Annotated in this window: 22 protein-coding genes; 15 read left to right on the forward strand and 7 right to left on the reverse strand. The window is 66.7% G+C overall.

The genetic code is table 11. The features are described from left to right. The first annotated feature begins 150 nt into the window (after window positions 1–150). Together polA and AQY21_RS25745 are read left to right on the forward strand one after the other, a co-directional pair. Entirely contained in the window at window positions 151–2970 is a 2820-nt protein-coding gene (polA, locus tag AQY21_RS25740) for a DNA polymerase I (protein WP_058100429.1), read from the forward strand. Between the two features lie 70 nt (window positions 2971–3040). Next, window positions 3041–3985 (forward strand): cation diffusion facilitator family transporter, encoded by a 945-nt coding sequence (locus AQY21_RS25745; RefSeq protein WP_058100430.1) that lies wholly within the window; start codon window positions 3041–3043, stop codon window positions 3983–3985. Here the strand turns inward: AQY21_RS25745 and hemN are convergent. After that, a complete protein-coding gene (gene hemN / locus AQY21_RS25750; protein ID WP_058100431.1) occupies window positions 3982–5337 on the reverse strand; it encodes an oxygen-independent coproporphyrinogen III oxidase in 1356 nt (451 codons plus the stop codon). The genes AQY21_RS25745 and hemN overlap by 4 nt on opposite strands. Window positions 5338–5385: 48 nt before the next feature. Between hemN and fnrL the strand changes: the two genes are divergently transcribed. Further along, window positions 5386–6135 (forward strand): transcriptional regulator FnrL, encoded by a 750-nt coding sequence (gene fnrL / locus AQY21_RS25755; protein ID WP_058100432.1) that lies wholly within the window; start codon window positions 5386–5388, stop codon window positions 6133–6135. Between the two features lie 81 nt (window positions 6136–6216). Here the strand turns inward: fnrL and AQY21_RS25760 are convergent, their stop codons facing one another. After that, entirely contained in the window at window positions 6217–7050 is an 834-nt protein-coding gene (locus tag AQY21_RS25760) for a universal stress protein (protein ID WP_058100433.1), read from the reverse strand. A 250-nt stretch (window positions 7051–7300) separates the two neighbouring features. Here AQY21_RS25760 and ccoN point away from each other — a divergent pair, with 250 nt between their 5' ends. The 12 genes from ccoN (at window position 7301) to AQY21_RS25820 (ending at window position 18509) form a co-directional block, all read left to right on the forward strand. Beyond that, window positions 7301–8920 carry a cytochrome-c oxidase, cbb3-type subunit I gene (ccoN, locus tag AQY21_RS25765; RefSeq protein WP_058100434.1) on the forward strand — a complete coding sequence of 540 codons (1620 nt, stop codon included), beginning with the start codon at window positions 7301–7303 and terminating at the stop codon, window positions 8918–8920. 9 nt (window positions 8921–8929) lie between these two features. Then, window positions 8930–9655 carry a cytochrome-c oxidase, cbb3-type subunit II gene (gene ccoO / locus AQY21_RS25770; RefSeq protein WP_058100435.1) on the forward strand — a complete coding sequence of 242 codons (726 nt, stop codon included), beginning with the start codon at window positions 8930–8932 and terminating at the stop codon, window positions 9653–9655. Window positions 9656–9663: 8 nt separating this feature from the next. Further along, window positions 9664–9852, forward strand: coding sequence for a CcoQ/FixQ family Cbb3-type cytochrome c oxidase assembly chaperone (locus AQY21_RS25775; RefSeq protein ID WP_058100436.1), 189 nt, complete (start codon window positions 9664–9666; stop codon window positions 9850–9852). After that, window positions 9852–10898, forward strand: coding sequence for a cytochrome-c oxidase, cbb3-type subunit III (gene ccoP / locus AQY21_RS25780; protein ID WP_203416677.1), 1047 nt, complete (start codon window positions 9852–9854; stop codon window positions 10896–10898). The genes AQY21_RS25775 and ccoP overlap by 1 nt, the downstream gene beginning before the upstream one ends. A 275-nt stretch (window positions 10899–11173) precedes the next feature. Then, the gene (gene ccoG, locus AQY21_RS25785; RefSeq protein ID WP_058100437.1) at window positions 11174–12631 is read left to right on the forward strand and encodes a cytochrome c oxidase accessory protein CcoG; all 1458 of its coding nucleotides are present in this window, start codon (window positions 11174–11176) and stop codon (window positions 12629–12631) included. Next, window positions 12631–13095, forward strand: a complete 465-nt coding sequence (locus tag AQY21_RS25790; protein WP_058100438.1) for a FixH family protein — start codon at window positions 12631–12633, stop codon at window positions 13093–13095. The genes ccoG and AQY21_RS25790 overlap by 1 nt, the downstream gene beginning before the upstream one ends. Before the next feature lies 1 nt (window position 13096). Further along, window positions 13097–15295, forward strand: a complete 2199-nt coding sequence (locus AQY21_RS25795) for a heavy metal translocating P-type ATPase (RefSeq protein WP_058100439.1) — start codon at window positions 13097–13099, stop codon at window positions 15293–15295. Between the two features lie 9 nt (window positions 15296–15304). Next, window positions 15305–15463: a cbb3-type cytochrome oxidase assembly protein CcoS gene (gene ccoS, locus AQY21_RS25800; RefSeq protein ID WP_011748135.1), complete on the forward strand. Its 159-nt coding sequence runs from the start codon at window positions 15305–15307 to the stop codon at window positions 15461–15463. 86 nt (window positions 15464–15549) lie between these two features. After that, window positions 15550–16851, forward strand: coding sequence for a lipoprotein-releasing ABC transporter permease subunit (locus tag AQY21_RS25805; protein ID WP_058100440.1), 1302 nt, complete (start codon window positions 15550–15552; stop codon window positions 16849–16851). After that, on the forward strand, window positions 16844–17506 hold the full coding sequence (locus AQY21_RS25810; RefSeq protein ID WP_058100441.1) for an ABC transporter ATP-binding protein: 663 nt from the start codon (window positions 16844–16846) through the stop codon (window positions 17504–17506). The genes AQY21_RS25805 and AQY21_RS25810 overlap by 8 nt, the downstream gene beginning before the upstream one ends. Beyond that, window positions 17503–18006, forward strand: coding sequence for a phosphatase PAP2 family protein (locus tag AQY21_RS25815; protein WP_058100442.1), 504 nt, complete (start codon window positions 17503–17505; stop codon window positions 18004–18006). The genes AQY21_RS25810 and AQY21_RS25815 overlap by 4 nt, the downstream gene beginning before the upstream one ends. 101 nt (window positions 18007–18107) lie before the next feature. Next, window positions 18108–18509 (forward strand): hypothetical protein, encoded by a 402-nt coding sequence (locus AQY21_RS25820; protein WP_058100443.1) that lies wholly within the window; start codon window positions 18108–18110, stop codon window positions 18507–18509. Between the two features lie 27 nt (window positions 18510–18536). On the opposite strand, the gene AQY21_RS25825 is transcribed toward AQY21_RS25820, so the two are convergent. From AQY21_RS25825 to AQY21_RS25845, 5 genes are all read right to left on the reverse strand, one after another. Further along, entirely contained in the window at window positions 18537–18872 is a 336-nt protein-coding gene (locus tag AQY21_RS25825) for a YnfA family protein (RefSeq protein WP_058100444.1), read from the reverse strand. Further along, window positions 18869–20839, reverse strand: coding sequence for a DNA topoisomerase IV subunit B (parE, locus tag AQY21_RS25830; RefSeq protein WP_058100445.1), 1971 nt, complete (start codon window positions 20837–20839; stop codon window positions 18869–18871). The genes AQY21_RS25825 and parE overlap by 4 nt, the downstream gene beginning before the upstream one ends. Before the next feature lie 1053 nt (window positions 20840–21892). After that, entirely contained in the window at window positions 21893–22552 is a 660-nt protein-coding gene (locus AQY21_RS25835; protein WP_058100446.1) for a glutathione S-transferase family protein, read from the reverse strand. A 36-nt stretch (window positions 22553–22588) separates the two neighbouring features. Further along, entirely contained in the window at window positions 22589–23770 is a 1182-nt protein-coding gene (locus AQY21_RS25840; protein WP_058100447.1) for a dipeptidase, read from the reverse strand. Window positions 23771–23998: 228 nt separating this feature from the next. After that, window positions 23999–25816 (reverse strand): M3 family oligoendopeptidase, encoded by a 1818-nt coding sequence (locus tag AQY21_RS25845; RefSeq protein ID WP_058100515.1) that lies wholly within the window; start codon window positions 25814–25816, stop codon window positions 23999–24001. Window positions 25817–25862: the final 46 nt, after the last annotated feature.

The raw sequence follows: 25862 nt of genomic DNA on the forward strand, positions 1-25862 counted from the left end.
CTGCCATGCCGGGCCGGCTGGGGCGTTGCGACGCCTCCGGCGGGGGTATTTGTTCAACGGTGAAAAGCCGGGCCGCGCGGCCTTGGCCCCGGGGCCGCTTCGTGGCATCAAGGCTGGCGAACGAAAGAGAGCACGGGGCGCGCGGCACATATGACGGACGGATTCGGCAAGGGTCATCACCTGCATCTGATCGACGGCTCGGCCTTCATCTTTCGCGCCTATCATGCGCTGCCGCCCTTGACCCGCCGCTCGGACGGGCTGCCCATCGGGGCGGTGGCGGGTTTCTGCAACATGGTGTGGAAATATTTGCAGGACGGCAAGGGCTCGGACCAGCCGACCCATGCGGCGGTGATCTTCGATCATTCTGCGCGGACATTCCGCAATGACATCTATCCGCTCTACAAGGCCAACCGGCCCGAGCCGCCCGAGGATCTGCGGCCGCAATTCCCGCTGACCCGCGAGGCGACGCGGGCCTTCAACATCGCCTGCATCGAGACCGAGGGCTTCGAGGCCGACGACATCATCGCCACGCTGGCCTGCCAGGCGCGGGATGCGGGCGGTCGGGTGACGATCATCAGCTCGGACAAGGACCTGATGCAGCTGGTCGGTGGCGGGGTCGAGATGATGGACCCGATCAAGGCCAAGCCCATCGGCCCCGAGGAGGTGCGCGAGAAATTCGGCGTCGGCCCCGAGCGGGTGGTGGACGTGCAAGCCCTGGCCGGCGATTCCATCGACAACGTGCCGGGCGCGCCGGGAATCGGCATCAAGACCGCCGCACAACTTATTGACGAATATGGTGATCTGGAGAGCTTGCTGGCACGGGCCGGCGAGATCAGGCAACCGAAGCGCCGGCAGACGCTGATCGACCATGCCGAGCAGATCCGCATCTCGAAGCGGCTGGTGGAGCTGGATTGCGGGATGGCGCTGGATTTCACGCTGGAAAGCCTGGAGATCCGCGAGCCCGATCCCGAGGCGCTGTTGGAATTCCTGACCCGGATGGAGCTGCGCACCCTGACCAAGCGGGTTGCCGAGCGTTTCGGGACCGAGCCGCCGACCATGGCCGATGTAACGCCCCCGCCCGCCGCCGGTGCGGACCCGGCGGTGCCGGTCGCCGCCGAACTGCCGGCGATCGACCGCAGCCTTTACGTCACCATCCGCGACGAGGCCGTGCTGGCCGAGTGGCTGGCCGAGATCGCCGAGAGGGGCGTGGTCGCCATCGACACCGAGACCACCGGCCTGGACGAGATGCAGGCTGAACTGGTCGGGGTCTCGCTTTGCACCGGCCCGGGGCGGGCGGCCTATCTGCCGCTGGGCCATGTCGATGGCGCGGCGGATCTGTTCGGCTCCGGCGCCCGGGTCGAGGGGCAGATGGACCGGGAGCGGGCGCTGGCCATGCTCAAGCCGGTGCTGGAGGATCCCTCGGTGCTGAAGATCGGCCAGAACATCAAGTATGACTGGAAGCTGCTGGCCCGCTACGGCATCCGCATGGCGCCTTTGGACGACACCATGCTGCTGTCCTATGCGCAGAATGCCGGGGCGCATAACCACGGCATGGACGAGTTGGCGGACTTGTATCTGGGCCATCGCTGCCTGCCGATCAAGGACCTGATCGGCTCGGGCAAGGCGCAGATCAATTTCTCGCAGGTGGCGATCGACAAGGCCAGCGAATATGCCGCCGAGGATGCCGAGGTGACCTGGCGGCTCTGGCATCACCTGCGGCCCAAGCTGGCGCCGAACCATGTGACCACCGCCTATGAACGGCTGGAGCGGCCGATGATCGCGGTGCTGGCCGACATGGAGATGGCCGGCATCCGCATCGATTCCGAGCATCTGAAGCGCATGTCCAACGCCTTTGCCCAGAAGATGGCGGGGCTGGAGGCCGATATCCACGCCCTGGCCGGCGGGCCGTTCAATGTCGGCAGTCCCAAGCAGCTGGGCGAGATCCTGTTCGAGCGCATGGGGCTTGCCGGCGGCAAGCAGGGCAAGACCGGAGCCTTCTCCACCGGCGCCGAGGTGCTGGAGGACCTGGCCGCCGAGGGGCATGAGCTGCCGGCGCGGGTGCTGGACTGGCGGGCGATCTCGAAGCTGAAATCGACCTATACCGATGCGCTGCCGCTGCATGTGAACCCCGAGACCGGGCGCGTGCACACCAGCTATTCCATCGCCGGGGCGCAGACTGGCCGGCTGGCCTCGACCGATCCGAACTTGCAGAACATCCCGGTCAGGACCGAGGAGGGACGGCGCATCCGCGAAGCCTTCGTCGCCGGGCCGGGGATGCGGATCGTGAGCCTCGACTACAGCCAGATCGAGCTGCGGATCCTGGCGCATGTGGCGCAGATCCCGGCGTTGAAGCAGGCCTTCCGCGACGGCATCGACATCCATGCCATGACGGCGAGCCAGATGTTCGGCGTGCCGGTCGAGGGCATGGACCCGATGATCCGCCGCCGCGCCAAGGCGATCAACTTCGGGGTGATCTACGGCATTTCCGGCTTTGGCCTGGCGCGCAACCTGCGCATTCCGCGCGCCGAGGCGCAGGCCTTCATCGACACCTATTTCGAGCGTTTCCCCGAGATCCGCGCCTATATGGACCGCACCGTGGCCGGGGCGAAGCAGGACGGTTTCGTGCGCACGCTGTTCGGGCGGCGGATCATGACGCCGGGCATCAACCAGTCCGGGCCGGCGACGGGTGGGGCGCGGCGGGCGGCGATCAACGCGCCGATCCAGGGCGCGGCCGCCGATATCATCCGCCGGGCAATGATCCGCATGCCGGAGGCGATCCGGCACCTGCCGGCGAAGATGCTGCTGCAAGTGCATGACGAGCTGGTCTTCGAGGTCGAGGAGGGCGCGGTGCCCGAGCTGATCGCGGCGGCGCGCGGCGTCATGCAGGGCGCGGCCGATCCCGCGGTCCGGCTGGACGTGCCGCTGATTGTCGACGCCGGGCAGGGAGCGAACTGGGCCGAGGCGCATTGAGCGGCGGCGGCCGTGCCGGTTGCGCGGTCGCATGGGTATTTGGGCAACGAAGAAGCCGGTGGAGGGCGGGATGGGCCATTCGCATTCGCATGACGGCGGACACGGCCATTCACATCTGCCGGGCGGGGTGGGCGACGGCACCATCCTGATTGCGGTGGTGGTCAACCTGGCGTTGACCGGGGCGCAGATCCTGGGCGGCTATGTCGCGGATTCCACGGCGCTGATCGCGGATGGGGTGCACAATCTCTCGGATGCGCTGGCGCTGGTGCTGGCCTTTGGCGCCCGGCGGCTGGCGCGCCGTCCCGCCAGTCCCGAGATGAGCTATGGCTGGGGCCGGGCCGAGATCGTCGCGGCCTTCGTCAACTATATCGCGCTGATCGCCGTGTCGGTCTGGCTGGGGATCGAGGCGCTGGGGCGGCTGGTCGAGCCGCCGCAGGTGGCGGGCGGGCTGGTCATGGCGCTGGCGGCTTTCGCGCTGTTCGTGGACATGGCCACGGCGGCGCTGGTCTGGCGGGCGGCGAAGGAGAGCGTGAATATCCGTGCCGCCTTCCTGCACAACCTGGCCGATGCGGCGGTTTCGGTCGCGGTGATCCTGGGCGGGGCGCTGATCTGGGCCTTTGGCTGGAATCTCGCCGACCCGATCCTGACGCTGCTGATCTCGGCGGTGATCCTGTGGCATATCGGGCAGCAGATCGGGCCGGTGATGCGCATGCTGATGCTGGCCGCGCCCGCCGGCACGGATCACGCGGCGCTGGCCGGTGCCGTGACCGGCGTCGAGGGCGTTGCGGGTGCGCATCACCTGCATCTGTGGCAGATCGACGAGCGCAGCACGGCGCTATCGATGCATCTGGTACTGCGCGAGGGGGCCGATCCGGCGCTGGCGGTGCGGCGGGTCAAGGCGCTGCTGCGGCGCGATTTCGGCATCGATCACGCCACCATCGAGACCGAGCGCGAGGGCGAGGTCTGCGGCGACCGGCATGATGGGCACGACCATGACCACGGCCATGGCCGCTAGATCGCGGCCGAATGGCCCGAGGCCGCCATGTCGTAGCCGTCGAACATGCGCGCGATCATCCGGGTCAGCGGCCGTCCCTTGGGCGTGATGCGCAGGCCCGAGGCATCGCTTTCCACCATCTCGCCGAAATGTGCGACGACGGGGGCGAAGACGTTGGCCAGGCTGTCGGAGTCGAAACCGTGGTCGCGGATGAACTCGTCGGAGCGGATCTCGAAATCGCACATCAGCGCTTCGATCATGCGCGAGCGCCAGCGGTCCTCGGGCGTGAAGGCATGGCCGCGCGTGGTCGAGAAGCGCCCGTCGCGGATCTTGGCCAGATGGGCGCCGGTCGCCGGGGCGTTCTGCGCATAGCCCTGCGGGAAGCGCGAGATCGACGAGGCGCCCAGGCCCACCAGAACCTCGGCCCGGTCGTCGGTATAGCCCTGGAAATTGCGGCGCAGGAGTCCGGCCTTTTGCGCGCGGGCCAACCCGTCGCCGGGCCGGGCGAAATGGTCGATGCCGATCTCGTCATAGCCATCGGCCAGGAACAGCTCGCGCGCGGTTTCGAACAGCCGCAGCCGGCCATGGGGATCGGGCAGCGCCTCGGACGGGATCATCACCTGCCGCTTGGCCATCCACGGCACATGGGCATAGCCGTAAAGCGCCACCCGGTCGGGCGAGAGCGCCAGGAGCTTCTGCACCGATTCGGCGATGCGGCGCGGGTCCTGATGCGGCAGGCCGTAGAGGATGTCGGCGTTGAGGCTGGCGATGTCGCGGTCGCGGATCATGTCCACGGCGCGTTTCGTCACCTCGAAGCTCTGCTCGCGGCCGATGACCTTCTGGATCTCGGGGTCGAAATCCTGCACCCCGATCGAGGCGCGGTTCAGCCCGGCCTCGGCCAGCGCGTCCATGCGCGCCTCGTCGATCTCGTTCGGGTCGATCTCGACCGAGAATTCCGCGCCCTCGGCCAGCGGGAAGGCGTTCAGGACGGCGCCGGCGACCTCGCGCATCATCTCGGCCGGCATCAGGGTCGGCGTGCCGCCACCCCAATGCAGCCGCGACAATCTGACGCCGGGCGCCAGCGCCGACTTCAGCATGTCGAGCTCGGCCAACAGGGCCTTGGCATAGGCGCGCACCGGCTCGTCGGATTGCGTGCCCTGGGTGCGGCAGGCGCAGAACCAGCACAGCCGCCGGCAAAACGGCACATGCATGTAGAGTGAGATCGCCGCGCCGGCGGGGATCGCGGCGATCCAGTCGCGAAAGACCGGCTCGCCCACGGCGGTTGTGAAATGCGGCGCGGTGGGGTAGCTGGTGTAACGCGGCACGCGCGCGTCAAACAGTCCCAGCCGCTCAAGTTGCGATTGTTGTTCCATGCTGCTATATATGCCCGGAACTCGCGCCAGGACCTTGACCCAAATCAAATGCCACAAGACGCCGCCATCTGCGCGACGCAGCAGCCCTGCGAAATTTGTCCGATCCGCTATCGGGCCGTCTGCGCACATTGCGAAGGCGACGAGCTGGACGAACTGGAAAGCATGAAATTCTATCGCCGCTACGAGGCGGGACAGGTCGTGGTCTGGGCCGGCGACCGGATGGATTTCGTGGGTTCGGTCGTCTCGGGCATGGCCGGCCTGACCCAGCAGCTCGAGGATGGGCGCACGCAGATGGTGGGCCTGTTGCTGCCCAGCGATTTCCTGGGCCGGCCCGGGCGCGAGATGGCGGCCTATACCGTCACCGCGACCAGCGACCTGGTGTTGTGCTGCTTTCGCCGCAAACCCTTTGAAAAGCTGCTGATCGACAATCCCCGCATCGCCAGCCGGCTGCTGGAGATGACGCTGGACGAGCTTGACGCCGCCCGCGACTGGCTGCTGCTTCTGGGCCGCAAATCGGCGCGCGAGAAGATCGCCTCGCTGCTGGTGATTCTGGCCCGGCGCGAGGCGGCGCTGATCAAGCGTCGCCCCGAAGGGCGCATCGCCATCGAACTGCCGCTGACGCGCGAGGCGATGGCGGATTACCTGGGCCTGACGCTGGAGACCGTCAGCCGGCAGATGAGCGCGCTGAAGCGCGAAGGGGTGATCGAGCTCGACGGCAAGCGGCGGGTGATCGTGCCCTCCTTCGTGCGGCTGGTCACCGAAAGCGGCGACGATTCGGATGGTGGGCCGCTGAGCTAGGCGGTCGGTCGGGCTGTCGCTCGGTTCGAAACCGAAACCCCCGGGGACCTGCCCGGGGGTTCGTCTTGTCAAGGCGGCGCATCAGCGCGCCATCAGCACCGGCACCTGCGCCTTTTCCAGCATGCTGCGCGTCGCGCCGCCCAGGATCGCCTCGCGGAAGCGGGAATGGCTATAGGCGCCCATCACCAGCATATCGGCGCCGATCTCGGTGGCGCGGCGGTTCAGGATGTCGCTGATCAGCGGCAGGGTGCGCGCCAGAACCGCGATTTCCGCCTTTACGCCATGCCGGGTCAGCATCTGGCACAGCGCCCCGCCGGGATCCGAGCGCTCGGGGCCGCTGGGCGAGGGGTCGACCACGGTGATCTCGACGCTTTCGGCGGCGATCAGCAGCGGCAGGGCGCGGCGCACGGCGGCCAGCGCCTCGTTAGACTGGTTCCAGGCGATCATGATCTTCTTGCCGAAGGGCTCCTTCAACTGGTCGGGCACGATCAGCACCGGGGCCGAACCCTCGAACAGCGCCGCTTCGGTGACGGCCTCGGCATCGGGCGGCGCACCTTCGCCATAGGGACGGTTCAGCACCACCAGATCGGAATAGCGCGCCCGCATGCCCACCAGCGTCGAAAGCCCGCCGACCTGCGCCACCGCGGAATCGACCGACCAGCGGACGTCCTCGGGGTCGAGCCGGTCGCGGATCTTCTCCTCCAGCTCGCTGGCCGTGGCCATGGCCTTGTCGATGGATTCCTGGAACACATAGGCCGAGGCGCCCGCATAGTAGTAACCGCTTTGGGTGTGGTCCACGCCCATGCAGAACACGTCGAGATGCGCATCCTCGCGCCGGGCCATGGCAATGGCCGAATCGAGTTGCTTCTGCTGCTTGGCGTCGGTCAGAACGGTCAGGATCGTCTTGTAGCCCATGGGCGCTCTCCTTTCGGGGTTCGGCGCAAGTTTTGCCTGCATCGGGCAGGATCGCAATCGGTGCGTGTGCCTGACTGCGACATCCTGTCCGGATATTTGTGGATTTTACACCTATCAAGCATGGGCAGATTGACGCAGATCAAAGTTTCACGAAACCGTGCGACGTTAGAAGTAGCTGTCGAAGCCGCGATTCTGCCGCATCCTGATGCGAGTCGGCCGCCTTCGGAAGCAGGATGAAGGACAGGAATTCATGTTGGATACCATCAAGCTGATCGCGTTTGGCACGATCGCGGTCCTGGCCGCGATCGCCGCCAATTATGCGCGACCCGATGATCCCGCGTATCTGGTGAACGCGCTTATCATCATGCTGGCGGCAGGGATCATGTTCCTGCGCGTGCTGCGCCAGATGGGCAATGAGCAGCCCGCGCTCGAGCCGCATCCCGAAACGCAGTACATGGACGACGTGGTTCGCGCCGGTGTGATCGCCACCGCCTTCTGGGGCGTGGTGGGTTTCCTGGTCGGGGTGGTCATCGCCTTTCAGCTGGCCTTTCCGGCACTGAACCTCAGCGACCTCACCATGGGTTATACCAATTTCGGCAAGCTGCGGCCGCTGCATACCTCGGCGGTGATCTTCGCCTTTGGCGGCAATGCCCTGATCGCCACCTCGTTCTACGTGGTGCAGCGCACCTCGGCGGCGCGGCTCTGGGGCGGCAACGCGGCCTGGTTCGTGTTCTGGGGCTATCAGCTTTTCATCCTGCTGGCCGCGACCGGCTATATCCTCGGCGCCACCCAGTCCAAGGAATATGCCGAGCCGGAATGGTATGTGGACTGGTGGCTGACCGTCGTCTGGGTCGTCTACCTGGCCGTGTTCCTGGGCACCATCCTGAAGCGGAAAGAGCCGCATATCTACGTGGCGAACTGGTTCTACCTGTCCTTCATCGTCACCATTGCCATGCTGCATATCGTCAACAACCTGGCGATCCCGGTCAGCCCCTTCGGCTCGAAATCGGTGCAGCTGTTCTCGGGCGTGCAGGACGCCATGACGCAATGGTGGTATGGCCACAACGCGGTGGGCTTCTTCCTGACGGCGGGCTTCCTGGGCATGATGTATTACTTCATCCCCAAGCAGGCCGAGCGTCCGGTCTACAGCTACAAGCTGTCGATCATCCACTTCTGGGCGCTGATCTTCCTCTATATCTGGGCCGGTCCGCACCACCTGCACTATACCGCGCTGCCCGACTGGGCCTCGACGCTGGGCATGGTGTTCTCGATCATCCTGTGGATGCCCAGCTGGGGCGGCATGATCAACGGGCTGATGACGCTGTCGGGCGCCTGGGACAAGCTGCGCACCGATCCGATCATCCGCATGATGGTGGTGGCCGTGGGCTTCTACGGCATGGCGACCTTCGAGGGGCCGATGATGTCGATCAAGGCGGTGAACTCGCTGTCGCATTACACCGACTGGACCATCGGCCACGTCCATTCCGGCGCGCTTGGCTGGAACGGCATGATCACCTTCGGCGCGCTTTACTATCTGGTGCCGCGGCTGTGGGGGCGTGAGCGGCTTTATTCGACGGGGCTGGTCAGCTGGCATTTCTGGCTCGCCACCATTGGCCTGGTGCTCTACGCGGCCTCGATGTGGGTCTCGGGCATCATGGAGGGACTGATGTGGCGCGAGGTCGATGCGCAGGGCTTCCTGGTCAACGCCTTCGCCGACACGGTGGCCGCGAAATTCCCGATGAACGTGGTGCGGGCCCTGGGCGGCGTGCTCTATCTCGGCGGTGCGCTGATCATGTGCTACAACCTCTGGGCCACCGTCGCCAAGCAACCCAAGACCCAGGCGACCATCGCCGCGGTCCCGGCAGAGTGAGGACGGATCATGGCCATTCTTGAAAAGCACAAGGTCCTTGAAAAGAACGCCACGCTGCTGCTGGTCTTTTCCTTCCTCGTGGTGACCATCGGCGGCATCGTCGAGATCGCGCCGCTGTTCTATCTGCAAAACACCATCGAGAAGGTGCAGGGCATGCGGCCCTATACGCCGCTGGAGCTGAAGGGCCGCGACATCTATGTCCGCGAGGGCTGCTATGTCTGCCACAGCCAGATGATCCGCCCGATGCGCGACGAGGTCGAGCGTTATGGCCATTACAGCCTTGCGGCCGAGTCGATGTACGACCACCCGTTCCAATGGGGCTCCAAGCGCACCGGGCCGGACCTGGCCCGCGTCGGCGGCCGCTATTCGGACGAATGGCACCTGGACCATCTGGTGGACCCGCAGGCGGTGGTGCCGGAATCGATCATGCCGAAATACGGCTTCCTGCTGGATCGGCGGATCGACCCATCCAACGTGGAGCAGCGGCTGCGCACCGATGCGCGGGTCGGCGTGCCCTATAGCGACGAGATGATCGCCGCTGCCCGGGCCGACTTCCTGGCGCAGGCCGATCCCGATGCCGATGCCTCGGGGCTGGAGGAACGCTATCCGGGTGCGCAGCAGCGCAATTTCGACCGCCGCCCCGGCGTCTCCGAGATGGACGCCCTGATCGCCTATCTCCAGGTCCTGGGCACGATGGTCGACTTCTCGACCTTCGAACCTGATCCGAACCGCTGAGGCCCGCCATGGACAGGTATTCCTTCCTGCGCGAACTGGCCGACAGCTGGGTGCTGCTGCTGCTGGTGCTGTTCTTCCTGGGGACGATCGTCTTCGCCTTCCGGCCGGGCTCGCGGCCGCTGCACCGCGACGCGGCCGAAAGCATCTTCCGTAACGAGACGAGTCCCGCCCCGGCGGGCGAGAAGGAGGTCGAGTGATGGCCGATACCGACGACGAGCATGCCAGCCCGCAAAATCCCGACAACCGGATCGAGCTGGAACGCCAGGCCGCCGACGAGGCCCACAAGGCCAAGATCCTGGCCCAGCCTCCGGAAGGCCCCGAGGGTCCGCTGCATCCTCCGGTCACGCCCCGGCCCGGCGCCACCCGCGTGGTGCGCGACCGCAAGGGCGGGCGCAAGGTGGTCGAGGTGCCTTCGACCGGCCATAGCTGGGACGGGATCGAGGAATACGACAACCCTCTGCCGCGCTGGTGGCTGTGGACCTTCTATGCCACCATCGTTTGGGGGGTGTTCTATCTCATCGCCTATCCCGCCATTCCGCTGGTGAACGGTGCGACCCAGGGCCTGCTGGGCCAGAACTACCGCTCCGACGTGGCGGCCGAGATCCAGCGCTTCAACGAGGCCAACGCCCCGATCCAGGCCAAGCTGGTCGAGACGCCGCTGGAGGAGATCGCCGGCGACCCGGAACTGGCGAACTATACCGCCAATGCCGGTGCCGCGATCTTCCGCACCTGGTGCGCGCAATGCCACGGCTCGGGGGCGGGTGGGGCCACGGGCTATCCCTCGCTTCTGGACAATGACTGGCTCTGGGGCGGCACGCTGGAGGAGATCCACACCACGGTCATGCATGGCATCCGCGACCCCAAGGATGCGGACACCCGCTATTCCGAAATGCCGCGCTTCGGCACCGACCAGTTGCTGGATAATGCCCAGATCGGCCAGGTCGTGAACCATGTGCTGGAGCTGGCCGGCCTGCCGCATGACGCGGCGCAGGCGGCCGAGGGCGTGACGGTCTTTGCCGACAATTGCTCGTCCTGCCATGCCGAGGACGGCACCGGCGACCGGGCGCAGGGTGCGCCGGACCTGACCGATGCGGTCTGGCTCTATGGTTCGGATCCGGCGACGATCACCCGTATCGTCCGCGACGGACCCTTCGGCGTGATGCCAGCCTGGACCGGACGCCTGTCCGAAGCCGATATCCGGGCCGTTTCCGCCTATGTCCACAGCCTCGGCGGTGGCGAATAAAAAATACCGAGATCCGCGGCCGGGAGACCGGCCCCGGAGGCACCGGCCCCCCGTCCTGTTCGCGCGTTTCCAAGGGGGGCCGGTGTTCTTATCAAATGCCCAGGCCGCAGACCGACGCAAGTCGGTCGCGTGGCTTTTTTGCGCCGGGATGCGACAATTGGGCCTATGTCCGCCGGATTTCGCATCGGTATGTTCCGCACGCCCGCGATTGACGCAGATCAATGCGCTTTCGCTGCTAGGTTCTATACACGAGCCACGCGCAACAGGAGCCAATCATGTCGAATTCCGACATCGACCCGCCACGCCTCTATGCCGCCCGAGAGCCGATCTTCCCGCGTCGGGTCAATGGCTGGTTCCGCAACCTGAAATGGGTCATCATGGCGGTGACCCTGGCGATCTATTACATCACCCCCTGGATCCGCTGGGACCGCGGCCCCGGCATGCCCGACCAGGCGGTGCTGGTCGATCTGGCCAATCGCCGCTTCTATTTCTTCTGGATCGAGATCTGGCCGCATGAATTCTACTTCGTGGCGGGCCTGCTGGTCATGGCGGGGCTGGGGCTGTTCCTGTTCACCTCGGCCCTGGGACGGGTCTGGTGCGGCTATGCCTGCCCGCAGACAGTCTGGACCGATCTGTTCATCCTGACCGAACGCTGGGTCGAGGGCGACCGCAATGCCCGGGTGCGGCTGTGGAACGCGTCCTGGGACCTGCGCAAGCTGCGGCTGCGGCTGACGAAATGGGCGATCTGGCTGGTGATCGCGCTGGCGACCGGCGGTGCCTGGATCTTCTATTTCACCGATGCGCCGACGCTTCTGGGCAACCTGCTCACCGGCCAGGCCCATCCCGTCGCCTATATCACCATGGGCATCCTGACCGCGACCACCTTCGTCTTCGGTGGCTTCGCGCGCGAGCAGATCTGCATCTATGCCTGTCCCTGGCCGCGCATCCAGGCCGCGATGATGGACGAGGACACGCTGACCGTTGCCTATCGCGAATGGCGCGGCGAGCCGCGCGGCAAGCTGCACCGGGGCGAGCCGACGAAATCCGACGGCGGGACCAAGGGCGACTGCATCGACTGTATGGCCTGCGTGAACGTCTGCCCGATGGGCATCGACATCCGTGACGGCCAGCAGATGGAATGCATCACCTGTGCGCTCTGCATCGATGCCTGCGACGAGGTGATGGACAGGATCGGCAAGCCGCGCGGGCTGATCGACTACATGGCGCTGAAGGACGAGACCGCCGAGCGCGCCGGCGCTGCGCCCAAGCCGGTGCTCAAGCATATCCTGCGCCCGCGCACGATGCTGTATTTCACGCTCTGGGCGGGGATCGGCGTCGCGCTGGTGGTGGCGCTGTTCCTGCGCTCGCCCTTCGACCTGAACGTGACGCCGGTCAGGAACCCGCTTTACGTCACCATGGCCGACGGCGCGATCCGCAACACCTATGCGTTGCGGCTGCGCAACAAGCAGGGGGCGGAGCGCGACTTTGCCGTCTCGGTGACCGGCGCCGACGGCGCCGCGCCCCAGGGCATCCGCCTGACGCTCGAAGGGCTGCCCGATACCGGTGTCAGCGTGCCGGCCGACAGCACCCATACCCAGCGCGTCTATGTCACCGCCGAAAAGGGCTCGGCCCTGGCGGAGACGGCGCAGAGCGAGTTGACGCTTTGGGTCGAGGATGTCACCGATGGGGTAAAGTCCCAAATCGGCACCGTCTTCCACGGAAGGAGCGAATGATGCCCCGCGAACTGACCGGCCGCCATGTGCTGATCATCACCCTGGGCGCCTTTGGCACCATCATCGCCGTCAACGTGTTCATGGCGGTCAAGGCCGTCGGCACTTTCCCGGGGCTGGAGGTCAAGAACAGCTATGTGGCGTCGCAAAGCTTCGACCGCGACCGCGACGCCCAGGCGGCGCTGAACTGGACGGTGACGCCGGAATATGACGGGCGCGAGCTTACCCTGGCGATCCGGGACGGGCAGGGCCTTCCGGCCCGCGTGCAGGGGCTGGAGGTGACGGTCGGCCGCCCCACCCATATGCGCGAGGACCGGCGCCCCGAATTCACCTATACCGGCGGGTTGTTCCACGCGCCGCTGGCGCTGGAGCCGGGGCTGTGGAACATCCACCTGACCGCCACCGCGCCGGATGGCACGGTTTTCCGCCAGCGCATCGACCATTACCACGGCAACCGGGTGAACTGAGATGTCCGACGCCACGCTGCACGACCACGATGCCCGGCTTTCGGCCTGCCCGGCCTGCGACGCCGCGCCGCTGGCGCAGCGCATCGCCGGGGCCATGGGCGGGCAAGGGGACATCGTCCTGTCCCTGCCGACGATCCATTGCGCGACCTGCATCACCGATGTCGAGCGGGTGCTGAACCGCCATCCCGGCGTCAGGGACGCGCGGGTGAACCTGACGCTGCGCCGCGTCACCGTGGACGCGCCCGGCATGAGTGCCGAGGAGCTGATCCCGGTGGTCGAGGGCATCGGCTACGAGGCGCATGAGCTGGACCCCGCCGCGCTCTCCGCCAGCGCCGCCGACCGGCAGGGCCGCGACATCCTGATGCGCATCGGCGTGTCGGGCTTCGCGATGATGAACATCATGATCCTGTCGGTCGCGGTCTGGTCGGGGGCCGAGGACGCGACGCGCGACATGTTCCACTGGATTTCCGGTGCCATCGCCCTGCCGACAGTCGCCTTCGCCGGGCAGCCCTTCTTTTCCAGCGCCTGGCGGGCGCTGCGGCACGGGCGGCTGGGGATGGACGTGCCGATCTCGCTGGCGCTGATCCTGGCCAGCGCGATTTCGGTCTATGAGACGCTGCATTCCGGCCATCACGCCTATTTCGACGCGGCGGTGATGCTGTGCTTCTTCCTGCTGATCGGGCGCTACCTGGACTATCGCACCCGCGCCGTCGCCCGCTCGGCCGCTGAGGAACTGACCGCGCTGGAGGTGCCGCGGGCTTTCCGCGTAACGGCTGCGGGCGACGAGCCGGTTCCGGTGGCCGAACTGGTTCCGGGCGACCTGATCCGCATCCGCCCCGGCGCCCGCGTCCCCGCCGATGGAGAGATTGCCGAGGGCAGCAGCGAGATCGACCGCTCGCTCTTGACCGGCGAGAGCATCCCGGTCGCGGCTGGCCCCGGCCTTGCGCTTTCGGCGGGTGAGGTGAACCTGACCGGGCCGCTGGTGATGCGGGTGACGGCTGCGGGGCGCGACAGCTCGCTGGCGCGGCTGACGGCGCTGGTCGCGGCGGCGGAATCGGCGCGCGGCCATTACACCGGGCTCGCCGACCGCGCCTCGCGGCTCTATTCGCCGCTGGTGCATCTTCTGGCCTTTTGCAGCTTTCTCGGCTGGTATCTGACCACGCATGACCTGCGGCTGGCGGTGAACGTGGCCGCAGCGGTGCTGATCATCACCTGCCCCTGCGCCCTGGGCCTGGCGGTGCCGGCGGTGGTCACGGCCGCCTCGGGCCGGCTGTTCCGGCGCGGCATGCTGATCAAGGACGGCACCGCGCTGGAGCGTCTGGCCGAGGTCGATGCCGCGGTCTTCGACAAGACCGGCACCCTGACCATGGGCGTGCCGCAACTGGTCTCGCTGGACCCGATCCCGACCGGGGCCCGCCCCGTGGCACTGGCTTTGGCGCAGGGATCGGGCCATCCGCTGTCGCAGGCGCTGGCCCAGGCCTTGCTGGAAGCCGGAACCGAACCCGCTCCGCTGGCCGATCTGCGCGAGGTGCCGGGCTATGGCATCACGGGGATCTGGCAGGGGCGCGAGGTGCGGCTGGGCCGCGCCGACTGGCTGGGGGCCGAGCATGGCGATGCGACGCTGTCGGCAAGCTGGCTTTCGCTGGGACAGGGGGGGGCGATCCGGCTGGAGTTTTCGGACCGGCTGCGGCCAGGGGCCGAGGCCTGCGTGGCGCGGATCCTTGCCTCGGGCCGGCGGGTGATGCTGCTGTCGGGCGATGCGGCGCCGGTGGTCCAGGATCTGGCGCAGCGGCTCGGCATCGCGGAATGGCGGGCCGGTGTCACCCCGGTCGAAAAGGCCGAGGCCCTGCGCGATCTGCGCCGGCAGGGGCTGCATCCGCTGATGGTCGGCGACGGGCTGAACGACACCGCCGCCCTGACCGAGGCGCATGTCTCGATCTCGCCCGCCTCGGCGCTGGATGCGGCGCGCACCGCCTCGGACATGGTGCTGATGGGCAGCGACCTTTCGCCGGTGGCCGAGGCGCTGGAGCTGGCGCGCAGCGCCCGCGCCCGGATCAAGGAGAATTTCGCCATCTCGCTGGTCTACAACATCGTCGCGGTGCCCATCGCCATCGCCGGCTTCGCGACGCCCCTGATGGCGGCGCTGGCCATGTCGCTGAGTTCGATCAGCGTGACGCTGAACGCGTTGCGGTTGCGATAGGGAGGAAGCATGGAAATCCTCGGCCTTCTGATTCCGGTTTCCCTGGGCCTTGGCGGGCTTGGCCTGCTGGCCTTCATCTGGTCCCTGCGCGGCCGTCAATACGACGATCCAAAGGGCGATGCTGAACGGATCCTCAGCTCGGAATGGGACGACCATCCCAAGCCGTGATACGGGCCCCCGTGGTCACGGCCTTGTTGGCTTGCATTATCAACGGCGAAAGGCCAATCAGGCGCCATCCAACAGACAGGTGAGCGATGGCCAGCCCCGCCCCGTTTTCGCGTTTCGAATTCATGATCGCCTGGCGCTATCTGCGCGCGCGCCGTGCCGAGGGCGGAGTCAGCGTGATGACCTGGATCAGTCTGATCGGCATCACCCTGGGGGTGATGGCACTGATCGCCACCCTGGCGGTGCGCGCCGGTTTCCGGGCCGAATTCGTCGATACGATCCTGGGCGCCAACGCTCATAGCACCGTCTATTACGCGCCCACGCAGATCTATAACGAACTGACCGAGGAGACCTATGTCACCCCCGGCCGGATCGAGGATTACGATGCGCTGGCCGCGAAGATTGCCCAGATCCCCGGCGTGACCCGCGCGGTTCCGGCCGTCCGCGCCCAGGTCATGGCGCGGCAGGGCGAGTCGGCGGCCTTGGGCGATGTCTATGGCATCACGCTCGACTCGCTCAAGGCGATATCGGGCATCGTCGATCCCCAGCACGCGGCGGGCAATATCGAGGATTTCGACAGCGGCATCGCGATCGGCATCGGCATGGCGCGCGATCTGGGCGTCGGCATTGGCGACCGGCTGCAACTGGTGGCGCCCGAGGGTGCCAAGACCCCCTTCGGCACCACGCCGAGGGTCGAATCCTTCGAGGTGGTCTATATCTTCTCGGCCGGGCGCTATGACGTGGACAAGGCGCGCGTCTACATGCCGATGGCCGAGGCGCAGAGCTTCTTCAACCGCGAGGGGCTCGCCGACGAGATCGGGGTCTTCGTCTCCGACCCCGAGCGGGTCGATGGCTGGACCATGCCGCTCTTGCAAGCCGCAGGCGAGCGGGGGCAGGTCTGGACCTGGCGCGACGCCTCGGGATCCTTTCTCGCGGCGCTCGACATGGAGGATGACGTGATGTTCATCATCCTGTCGATCCTGGTGCTGATCGCCTCGATGAACATCACATCGGGGCTGATCATGCTGGTCAAGAACAAGGGCCGCGACATCGGCATCCTGCGCACCATGGGCCTGACCGAGGGTTCGGTCCTGCGGGTGTTCTTCCTCTGCGGCGCCTTTACCGGGGTGATCGGCACCATTGCCGGCGTGGTTCTGGGCGTGGCTCTCTCGCTGAACGTCGATCACATCATGGCGGCGCTTAACGCGCTGACCGGCGGCAATGCCTGGCAGCCCGAGGTGCGCGGCATCTACCAGCTTACCGCCGATCTGCGGGCCTGGGACATCTTCCGGGCGGCGGCGCTGTCGCTGGCCCTGTCCTTCATCGTCACCATTTTCCCTGCGCGCCGCGCCGCGCGCATGAACCCGGTGGAGGCGCTGCGCTATGAGTGACGTCCTGGTTCTGGAAGGCATCTCCAAGACTTACGGCATCGGTGGACCAGCGCCGGTGCCGGTCCTGTCGGACCTGTCGCTTTCGGTGGCGCGGGGCGAGGTGGTGGCGCTGGTCGCGCCCTCGGGCGCCGGGAAATCGACGCTGCTGCATATCGCCGGCCTCCTGGACAGTGCGGATGCCGGCCGGGTGCTGCTGAGCGGGCGCGACATGGCCGGGCAGAGCGACCGGGCACGGACCGAGGCGCGGCGCGAGCAACTGGGCTTCGTCTATCAATTCCACCATCTGCTGCCGGAGTTTTCGGCGGCGGAGAACATCGTCCTGCCTCAATTGGCCAACGGTGTTTCCCAGGCTGCGGCGCGGGCGCGGGCGCTGGACCTGCTGGGCCGGGTGGGGCTGTCGCATCGTGCCGATCACCGGCCGGCGCAATTGTCGGGGGGCGAGCAGCAGCGCGCCGCCTTCTGCCGGGCGCTGGCGAACCAGCCCTCGCTGCTGCTGGCGGACGAGCCGACGGGAAATCTGGATCCGGCGACTTCGGACAAGGTCTTCGACGTGCTGATGGCGCTGGTGCGCGAGACCGGGCTCGCGGCGCTGATCGCCACCCATAACATGGAACTGGCGGCGCGGATGGACCGGGTGATCCGGCTGGGCGCATGAGACGCGCAACGGCAGCCTGCGCGGCATTCTGCTGTCTCTCGGCCCCCGCCGCGGCCGATCCGGTCGAGCAATTCGGCACGACGATGAAATACGGCTTGCCCCTGGCCGCGGCGGTCTGTGCCGCCGATCAGGACCGGCTGGAGGATTTCGCCGTGCGGGGCGTGCTGCAAGCCGCGCTGGTCTGGGGGATGAAGGCGTTCTTCGACGGCCAGCCGATCTCGCGCCGGCCCTCGGGCGAGGGCAAGGGCTTCCCCTCCGGCCATACGGCGGCGGCGTTCTTCGGGGCGGCGGATCTGGCGGGGAAATGCTTCGATGACCGGCCCGAGGCCGGGGCACTGGCCTATGGCGCGGCGGGGCTGACCGGCTGGAGCCGGGTCCATGCCGGCGAACACACCCCGGCGCAGGTGTTTGGCGGCGCGCTGCTGGGGATCTCCTTCGGTGCCGCCAGCTTCGGCATCGGCAGCGAGGGGGTGAGCTTTTCGCTGGGAATGAAGTTCTAATTAACCGATTGTTAGACCTTGTATTTTAAGGATATCCCTGTTGATGTTCGAGGGATGTTCTGCATGATCCGGACAGCGATTCATCCAGATGAGGTTTTCAGATGCGGATTCTTGCCCTGCCGGCGACGCTGGCGCTTTTGCTTACCCTCGCGGCCTGCGCCCAGACCCAGATCCAACCCATGACCAGGGACACCTTCAAGGTTGCGACCCATGCCGCGCCGGCCTGCGGCCCGTCCGGCGCCCGGAACGTGGCGTTCAAATCGGCGGCCATCGAGGTGATCCGCAAGGGGGGCGACAGGTTCGTGATCCTGGGCGATCACAGCGACAGCGGGTTGCAGGGCGATTTCTTCCGGGGCTTCCAGCAGAATTATTCTCAGGGCATGGTCGTGAAGATGGTTCCCGAAGGCTCGCCCGAGGCTAGGAACGCTCTCTCGGCGCGCGAAACCCTCGGCGCAGACTGGCAGGATATCGTCGCGAAGGGCACACCCGCCACCTGCGGCTGAACTGCCCGCCGTGACCTCGGGCGGAGTTCATGCTGCACGGGGGCCGGTCAGGATCACCATCGCCCCCAGCACGCAAAGCCCACCGCCCAGCAGATCCCAGCGCGTTGGCACCTGTCCTTCTGTCAGCCACAGCCAGCCGAGCGAGGCCGTGACATAGATCCCGCCATAGGCAGCATAGGCGCGGCCGGCGAAATCTGCATCCACCCGCGTCAGGAGCCAGGCGAAAACTGCCAGCGACAGCATCCCCGGAACCAGCCAGAGGGGCGATTTTCCAAGCCGCAGCCAGGCCCAGAAGGCAAAGCAGCCGGCGATCTCGGCCAGCGCCGCCAGAACATAGACGGCAAGCGAGGCCGCCAGGGTCACACGTCCAGTTCCTCGGTATCGGCGAATTGGGCGTTCTCCTGGATGAACTGGAAGCGCAGCTCGGGTTTCTTGCCCATCAGCCGCTCGACCAGGTCTCCGGTTTCGCCGCCTTCTTCCTCGTCGATCGAGACGCGGATCAGCTTGCGCGTCCTGGGGTTCATCGTCGTGTCCTTCAGGTCCTTGGCGTCCATCTCGCCCAGACCCTTGAAGCGCTGCACGTCGATCTTGCCCTTGCCGCCCAGACCCTTGGCCAGCCACAACTCCTTCTCGGCGTCGTCGGCGACATAGATGCGATGCGCGCCCTGCGTCAGCCGGTAGAGCGGCGGGCAGGCCAGATAGAGATGCCCCTTGTCGATCAGCGGCCGCATCTGGGTGAAGAAAAAGGTCATCAGCAGCGAGGCGATATGGGCGCCGTCCACATCGGCATCGGTCATGATGATGATCTTGTCATAGCGCAGGTCGTCGATGTTGAAGCGCGAGCCCATGCCGACCCCCAGCGCCTGGCACAGATCGGCGATCTCCTGGTTCGAGCCCAGCTTGGACGAGGCGGCGCCCAGCACGTTCAGGATCTTGCCGCGCAGCGGCAGCAGCGCCTGGGTGGTGCGTTCTCGCGCCATCTTGGCGCTGCCGCCTGCCGAATCGCCCTCGACGATGAACAGTTCGGTGCCCTCGCGATTGGTGGCCGAGCAATCGACCAGCTTGCCGGGCAGGCGCAGCTTTTTCGTGGCCGACTTGCGGGCGGTTTCCTTTTCCTGGCGGCGGCGCAGCCGTTCCTCGGCCCGCAGCACCAGGAAATCCAGGATGGCGCCGGCCGATTTCGTATCCGCTGCCAGCCAGTTGTCGAAATGGTCGCGCACCGCGCCCTCGACCAGCCGCTGCGCCTCGGTGGTGGCAAGGCGGTCCTTGGTCTGGCCGACGAATTCCGGCTCGCGGATGAAGCAGGAGACCAGCGCGCAGCCGCCGGCCAGCAGGTCGTCGCGGGTGATCTGCGCCGCCTTCTTGTTGCTGACCCGCTCGCCATAGGCGCGGATGCCGCGCAGGATGGCGGACCAGAAGCCGGCCTCGTGCGTGCCGCCCTCGGGCGTGGGCACGGTGTTGCAATAGGACTGGATGAAGCCGTCACGCGACGGCGTCCAGTTGATCGCCCAATCGACCTTGCCTGGGGTGTTGAACTTTTCCTTGAAATCGACGCTGCCGGCAAACGGCCGTTCGGCATAGGTCGAGGCCTTGCCCAGCACCTCGCCCAGGTAGTCGGCAAGCCCGCCGGGAAAGTGGAAGGTCGCCTCCAACGGCGTCTCGCCGTCGTCGATCTCGGATTTCCAGCGGATCTCGACGCCCGAGAACAGATAGGCCTTGGACTTGACCATGCGCAGCAGCCGCGCCGGCTTGAAGCGGTGATGGCCGAAGATCTGCTCGTCGGCGTGGAAGGTGACGGTGGTGCCGCGCCGGTTCGGGGCGGCGCCGACCTTTTCGACCGGGCCCAGCGGCAGGCCGCGCGAGAAGCGCTGCTCGTAAAGTTCGCGGTTGCGGGCGACCTGCACCACCATGCTGTCCGAAAGCGCATTGACCACCGAGGCGCCGACGCCGTGTAACCCGCCCGAGGTCTGATAGGCGTCGCCCGAGAACTTGCCGCCGGCATGCAGCGTGCAGAGGATCACCTCCAGCGCCGATTTTCCGGGGAATTTCGGATGCGGATCGATGGGGATACCGCGACCGTTGTCGCGGATCACCACGCTGAAATCGGCCAGCAATTCGACCTCGATGCGGCTGGCATGGCCGGCGACCGCCTCGTCCATCGAGTTGTCGAGGATCTCGGCGACCAGGTGATGCAGCGCGCGTTCGTCGGTGCCGCCGATATACATGCCGGGACGCTTGCGCACCGGCTCCAGCCCTTCGAGCACCTCGATCGAGGACGCCGAATAGCTGTCGGAAGCCTTATCCGCGGCGGGGAAGAGATCGTCGGCCATGGCACCTGCTCGTCTTGTTCTTCTGGGGCGGGGTTATCTCATGTCCCATGGGCCGGGGGCAAGGGAAAGTGGATCGGCTGCCGCAGACCGCAAGGGGTGGGAAGGCCGCAATGACGGATTCGCGTCGATTTCATGACAGAACTCGGGATTCCTTGATCAGGATCAAATCGCCTGCCCGCGCGCCGTGCCATATCTGCGAAGTTATCGAGTCGCCGCTGGGTCGAGACATGTGGAAAGTCGTCCGGTTCCAAGTGCAGTGTCTCTGACCAAGGCGTGGGGTAGCGAGTTCGCCGGGACAGAGGCGGGGAGGGCAGAGCGATCGGCCGCCCCGCCCTTCTTCCCCAGCCTGCCGCAGAAGCCAGCAAAGCTCTTCAGCCTGGTCGGAGGCGATCCGCCTTCGAGACCGGACGCTGTCCCTCTCTGCGCCGCATGGGGCATTTCGCCTCCACCGCTACACGGACGAGGGAGCGCCGGCTTATCGATCGCCGCCGGGATCGGTTCGATCACCTGCGACCATTCGGAGCGGCCTTTTGCCCAGCGTGTTTCCAGCCGGCGCGAGGCAGCAAAGCCCGGCACGATGTTTTCGATGAGAAGGTGCGGCGACCGAAGCTGCGAAGCAATTTGACGTTGCTTCTGCGGCCTGAGCGCTGCGCATCTGCTGGTTTTGCGCGGCCGTTCCATGCGCGGCATCCTCATGCTCGCCAGTACGCTGTCGAAGCAGCGGGGGAGGCCGCGCCTTCGCGTCAGCCAGAAAGATGCCGAATATGGACGCTGGCGGGTATCGCAAGGTCCCGGGCGCTCCGGCCAGTCTTGTCCCGGCTGCGAACCGTCAGGCGCAGACTTCTGATCGCGCTGCCTACCGAGCGGGGCAATGGCCATCCGGGCCGGCAAAGAACAGGGCGTGGAAAGCGACGGTCTTGGCGTTCCATGGTATCTGCTCTTTGATCCGCCACCGGCAACCGTCGACGCATGAGCCTGCCTGGATCAGGGCAGACCCGAAGGGCCGAACCCCAAGCGATGCCGCAGCCGGCTGTCGCCGGTTGGCAGAGCCGGTCATTCCGGTTCGGCCAGCCGTTCTTGCCACATCTTGCGGAAGGCGGGACGGGCCTGGCAATCGTCAAGCCAGGCCATGACCGCCGGGAATTGCCCCATCAACTCGCCATAGCCCTGGGCATAGCGCAGGATCTCGGCCAGGTTCAGGTCGGCCACGGTAAAGCGGCCCCCGACCAGATGGCCGTGGCGGGCGATGTGATCCTCCAGCACGCGCAGCGGCCGGGCCAGCCGTTCGGCCGCATTGGCGATCGCCGCTTGGGCAGCGCCCGGCTGGGCTTGTCCCGTGCCATGATTGAACAGGATGGTCAGCGCGTCATGCTCGATGGCGGTGGCGGCATAGAAGCTCCATTGCAGCATCAGCGCGTCCTCGATGGCATCGGCGGGGCCGAAGGGCTGGCCGTGTTTGCGCGCCAGATGCAGCGTGCAGGCCAGCGATTCCGAGAGCACCAGATCGCCGTCCTGGATCACCGGAATGGCCCCGGCAGGCGAGAGCTTCAGGAAGCTGGGCGAGTGGGTGTTCAGGGGGGCGTCCGCTGCGTCGGGATCGGGCAGGCGATAGGCCTGGATCACCGGCACCTGCTTGAAGGGCAGGCCCAGCTCATGGCACAGCCAGATGATGCGCGAGGCGCGCGAGCGGGTGACGCCATAGACGGTCAGCATGGGCTCTCTCCTGTTCCGGTGCGAGCTTAGGCGGGTTCAGAGCATCTGGGCAAGATAGCGCATCATGTTGCCGCCCATGACCTTGGCGATCTGCTGGTCGCTCAGCCCTGCATCCATGAGCGCCTGGGTCAGCGCGGCCAGTTGGGACGCATCGAAGGGCGCATCGACCGAGCCGTCGTAATCCGAGCCGAGCGAGACGTGATCCTCGCCCAGCAATGCGATGGCGGCCTGGATGCTGCGGGCGATGTCGGCCGGGGTCTTGCCGCAGACCACATCGGCCCAATAGCCGATGCCGATCAGCCCGCCCTTGTCGGCGATGGCCTTCAGCAGGGCGTCGTCCAGATTGCGCGGGCTGGGGCAATGGCCGTGGATACCGGTATGGGACAGGATCGGCCGTGTGCCGGGGATGGCCAGCACGTCGCGCACCATCTGCGGGCTGGCATGGGCCAGGTCGACGATCATGCGCTTGGCCATCATCTCCTCGACCACCTGCCGGCCGAAGGAGCTGAGCCCGGCGCCGCTGCCTCCTTCGCCATGCAGGCTGCCGCCCAGCTCGTTGTCGAAGAAATGCGTCAGCCCCAACAGGCGGAAGCCGGCGCCGTAAAGCACCTGGAGGTTGCCGATCTGCCCCTCCAGCGGATGGGCTCCTTCCGAGCCGAGGATGGCCCCCACTGTCCGCGCGCCGTTCTGCCGGGCCTCGAGCAGGGTCTGGAGATCCTCGGCCGAGCGGATCAGCATGAGCTGGTCGGGCGCGCGCTCGGCGGCACGGTGCAAGGCGGCCGCCTGCACCAGCGCGCGCTCCTTGAGGCTGAACCAGCTGGGCAACGGGCGCAACTGGCCGATGAAAAGCGGCGTGATGTTGTCCGGCGCCTCGGCAGAGTTCCGGTCATAGTTCTGGCCGCGCGGGCTTTTGGTCACGGTGGTGAAGACCTGCACCGCGACGTTGCCTTGGGCCAGCCGGGGAATGTCGGTATGGCCGCGATCGCCGGGCTTGAGCAGATCGCGGTCCCAGAGCAGCGCGTCGGAATGCCAATCGCCGATCACCAGCCGCTGATGCAATGCCTCGGCCTGGGGCGAAACCGGCCAGCCTTCTGCTGGCATGGTCACCGGGTTCAGTCGGCGCTCGACGAAGCCTGGGCCCCAGATCGCCACGGCGGCGGCTGCCAGAACCGTCAGCACCAGAAGCCAAAGGATGATGCGCCGGATCCTGCGGATCATGCCGTCCCCTTTCCCGTTTTCCGGCAGCATAGGGCAGGCATGCGCCCCAGGCGACGGAAAATTGCCCCGGCAGCGGCCGGGGGAAGCAGGGGGCTCTGCCCCCATCCCTTCGGGATTCCCCCGGGATATTTGGACACGGAAGAACGGCAGGATGGCCTCCGCCGCTTCTTTCGTGCTCAAATATCCTCGGGGGGTCCGGGGGGCGAAGCGCCCCCGGGTCGCGACGGATCAGCCTTCCATCACCTCGAGCTCGTCGATGAAGCCTTCGATCATCGACAGGCCCTTGTCCCAGAAGGCCGGGTCGGAGGCGTCGAGGCCGAAGGGGGCCAGCAGCTCCTTGTGATGCCGCGAGCCGCCTGCCGCCAGCATGTCGAAATACTTCGCCTGGAAATCGGGCAGCCCGTCCTCATAGGCGGCATAAAGTGCGTTCACCAGCCCGTCGCCGAAGGCATAGGCATAGACGTAGAAGGGCGAATGCACGAAATGCGGCACGTAGGTCCAGAAGGTCTCGTAGCCCGGCATGAATTCGAAGGCATCGCCCAGCGATTCCGCCTGCACCGACATCCAGAGCGCGTTGATGTCGTTCGGCGTCAGCTCGCCCTTGGCGCGGGCGGCGTGCAGCTTGCACTCGAAATCGTAGAAGGCGATCTGGCGCACGACGGTGTTGATCATGTCCTCGACCTTGCCGGCCAGCAGCGCCTTGCGTTGCGCCTTGTCGGCGGTCTTGGCCAAGAGGGCGCGGAAGGTCAGCATCTCGCCGAAGACGCTTGCGGTCTCGGCCAGCGTCAGCGGCGTCGCGGCCAGCAGCTCGCCCTGTGCCGCCGCCAGGCTCTGGTGGACGCCGTGGCCCAGCTCATGCGCCAGCGTCATCACGTCGCGCGGTTTGCCCAGATAGTTCAGCAGCACGTAGGGGTGGACGGTGGTGACGGTCGGATGGGCAAAGGCGCCTGGCGCCTTGCCGGGCTTGACCGCCGCGTCGATCCAGCCGCGCTCGAAGAAGGGCTGCGCCAGATCCGCCAGCTTCGGCGAGAAGCCGGCATAGGCGTCCAGCACCGTCGCCTGCGCCTCGGCCCAGCGGATCAGCCGCGGGCTCTCGGTCGGCAGCGGCGCATTGCGGTCCCAGACCTGGAGCTTGTCGAGGCCGAGCCAGCGCGCCTTGAGCCGATAATAGCGATGCGACAACCGCGGATAGGCGGCGGTGACGGCATTGCGCAGCGCCTCGACCACCTCGGGTTCGACATGGTTGGACAGGTGCCGGGCGGTTTGCGGCGTCGGCATCTTGCGCCACTTGTCCTCGATGGCCTTTTCCTTGGCCAGCGTGTTGTGGATGCGGGCGAAAAGCTTGACGTTCCTGCCGAACACCGCGCTCAGGGCGCGGGCGCCGGCCTCGCGCCGGCCGCGGTCGTGGTCGGTCAGCAGGTTCAGCGTGGCCTCCAGCCCCAGTTCCTCGCCGTCCACGTCGAAGGTCATGCCGGCGGTGGTCTCGTCGAAGAGCCGGTTCCAGGCGGCGGCGCCGACGACGGAATTGTCATGCAGGAAACGTTCCAGCTCGTTCGACAGCTGATAGGGGCGCATGGCGCGCATGCGGTCGAAAACCGGCTTGTAGCGGGCGGGGCCGTTCGGCGCGGCGAAGATTTCCTCGTAGCGCGCATCCGGGATGCGGTTGAACTCCAGGCTGAAGAACACGAGCTTGGTCGTCGCCGTGGTGATGCGATCCTGAAGGTCGCCCATCTGCTTGGCGCGGGCCGAATCGGTGGTGTTCTGATAATAGCGCAGCCCGGCATAGGACATGATCCGCCCGGCCAGGATGTCGATCTGCTGATAGCGTTCGATGCAGTCCAGCATTTTGCCGGCATCCAGCGCGGCCAGCTTGCCGTCGTAGTCGCGGGCGAATTCGCAGCATGCCTGTTCCACCGCTTCGAGGTCGCGGGTCAGTTCGAGCGAATCGGGGGAGGGGTAAAGATCGCTCAGATCCCATTCCGGCAGCGTGCCCAGATCGGGGGCCTCGGCTGCGACGGGCAGGGCGTTCTCGTCACGCGGCAGCATGCGGGGGAGGATGCGGTCCAGGGGGCGGCTGGCAGAAATCGTCATG

It is taken from the genome of Paracoccus sp. MKU1 (assembly GCF_001447385.1).
Classification (GTDB): domain Bacteria; phylum Pseudomonadota; class Alphaproteobacteria; order Rhodobacterales; family Rhodobacteraceae; genus Paracoccus.

Excerpts from the sequence above, each read along its gene's own strand:
- AQY21_RS25760 (WP_058100433.1), bottom strand. The coding sequence starts at position 7,050 with ATGGGCTACAAGACGATCCTGACCGTTCTGACCGACGCCAAGCAGCAG.
- ccoO (WP_058100435.1), top strand. The coding sequence starts at position 8,930 with ATGGCCATTCTTGAAAAGCACAAGGTCCTTGAAAAGAACGCCACGCTG.
- ccoS (WP_011748135.1), top strand. The coding sequence starts at position 15,305 with ATGGAAATCCTCGGCCTTCTGATTCCGGTTTCCCTGGGCCTTGGCGGG.
- AQY21_RS25845 (WP_058100515.1), bottom strand. The coding sequence starts at position 25,816 with ATGCTGCCGCGTGACGAGAACGCCCTGCCCGTCGCAGCCGAGGCCCCC.
- ccoG (WP_058100437.1), top strand. The coding sequence starts at position 11,174 with ATGTCGAATTCCGACATCGACCCGCCACGCCTCTATGCCGCCCGAGAG.
- AQY21_RS25835 (WP_058100446.1), bottom strand. The coding sequence starts at position 22,552 with ATGCTGACCGTCTATGGCGTCACCCGCTCGCGCGCCTCGCGCATCATC.
- AQY21_RS25840 (WP_058100447.1), bottom strand. The coding sequence starts at position 23,770 with ATGATCCGCAGGATCCGGCGCATCATCCTTTGGCTTCTGGTGCTGACG.
- AQY21_RS25795 (WP_058100439.1), top strand. The coding sequence starts at position 13,097 with ATGTCCGACGCCACGCTGCACGACCACGATGCCCGGCTTTCGGCCTGC.
- AQY21_RS25820 (WP_058100443.1), top strand. The coding sequence starts at position 18,108 with ATGCGGATTCTTGCCCTGCCGGCGACGCTGGCGCTTTTGCTTACCCTC.
- fnrL (WP_058100432.1), top strand. The coding sequence starts at position 5,386 with ATGCCACAAGACGCCGCCATCTGCGCGACGCAGCAGCCCTGCGAAATT.
- ccoP (WP_203416677.1), top strand. The coding sequence starts at position 9,852 with ATGGCCGATACCGACGACGAGCATGCCAGCCCGCAAAATCCCGACAAC.
- AQY21_RS25815 (WP_058100442.1), top strand. The coding sequence starts at position 17,503 with ATGAGACGCGCAACGGCAGCCTGCGCGGCATTCTGCTGTCTCTCGGCC.
- AQY21_RS25790 (WP_058100438.1), top strand. The coding sequence starts at position 12,631 with ATGCCCCGCGAACTGACCGGCCGCCATGTGCTGATCATCACCCTGGGC.
- AQY21_RS25775 (WP_058100436.1), top strand. The coding sequence starts at position 9,664 with ATGGACAGGTATTCCTTCCTGCGCGAACTGGCCGACAGCTGGGTGCTG.
- polA (WP_058100429.1), top strand. The coding sequence starts at position 151 with ATGACGGACGGATTCGGCAAGGGTCATCACCTGCATCTGATCGACGGC.
- parE (WP_058100445.1), bottom strand. The coding sequence starts at position 20,839 with ATGGCCGACGATCTCTTCCCCGCCGCGGATAAGGCTTCCGACAGCTAT.
- hemN (WP_058100431.1), bottom strand. The coding sequence starts at position 5,337 with ATGGAACAACAATCGCAACTTGAGCGGCTGGGACTGTTTGACGCGCGC.
- AQY21_RS25805 (WP_058100440.1), top strand. The coding sequence starts at position 15,550 with ATGGCCAGCCCCGCCCCGTTTTCGCGTTTCGAATTCATGATCGCCTGG.
- ccoN (WP_058100434.1), top strand. The coding sequence starts at position 7,301 with ATGTTGGATACCATCAAGCTGATCGCGTTTGGCACGATCGCGGTCCTG.
- AQY21_RS25810 (WP_058100441.1), top strand. The coding sequence starts at position 16,844 with ATGAGTGACGTCCTGGTTCTGGAAGGCATCTCCAAGACTTACGGCATC.
- AQY21_RS25745 (WP_058100430.1), top strand. The coding sequence starts at position 3,041 with ATGGGCCATTCGCATTCGCATGACGGCGGACACGGCCATTCACATCTG.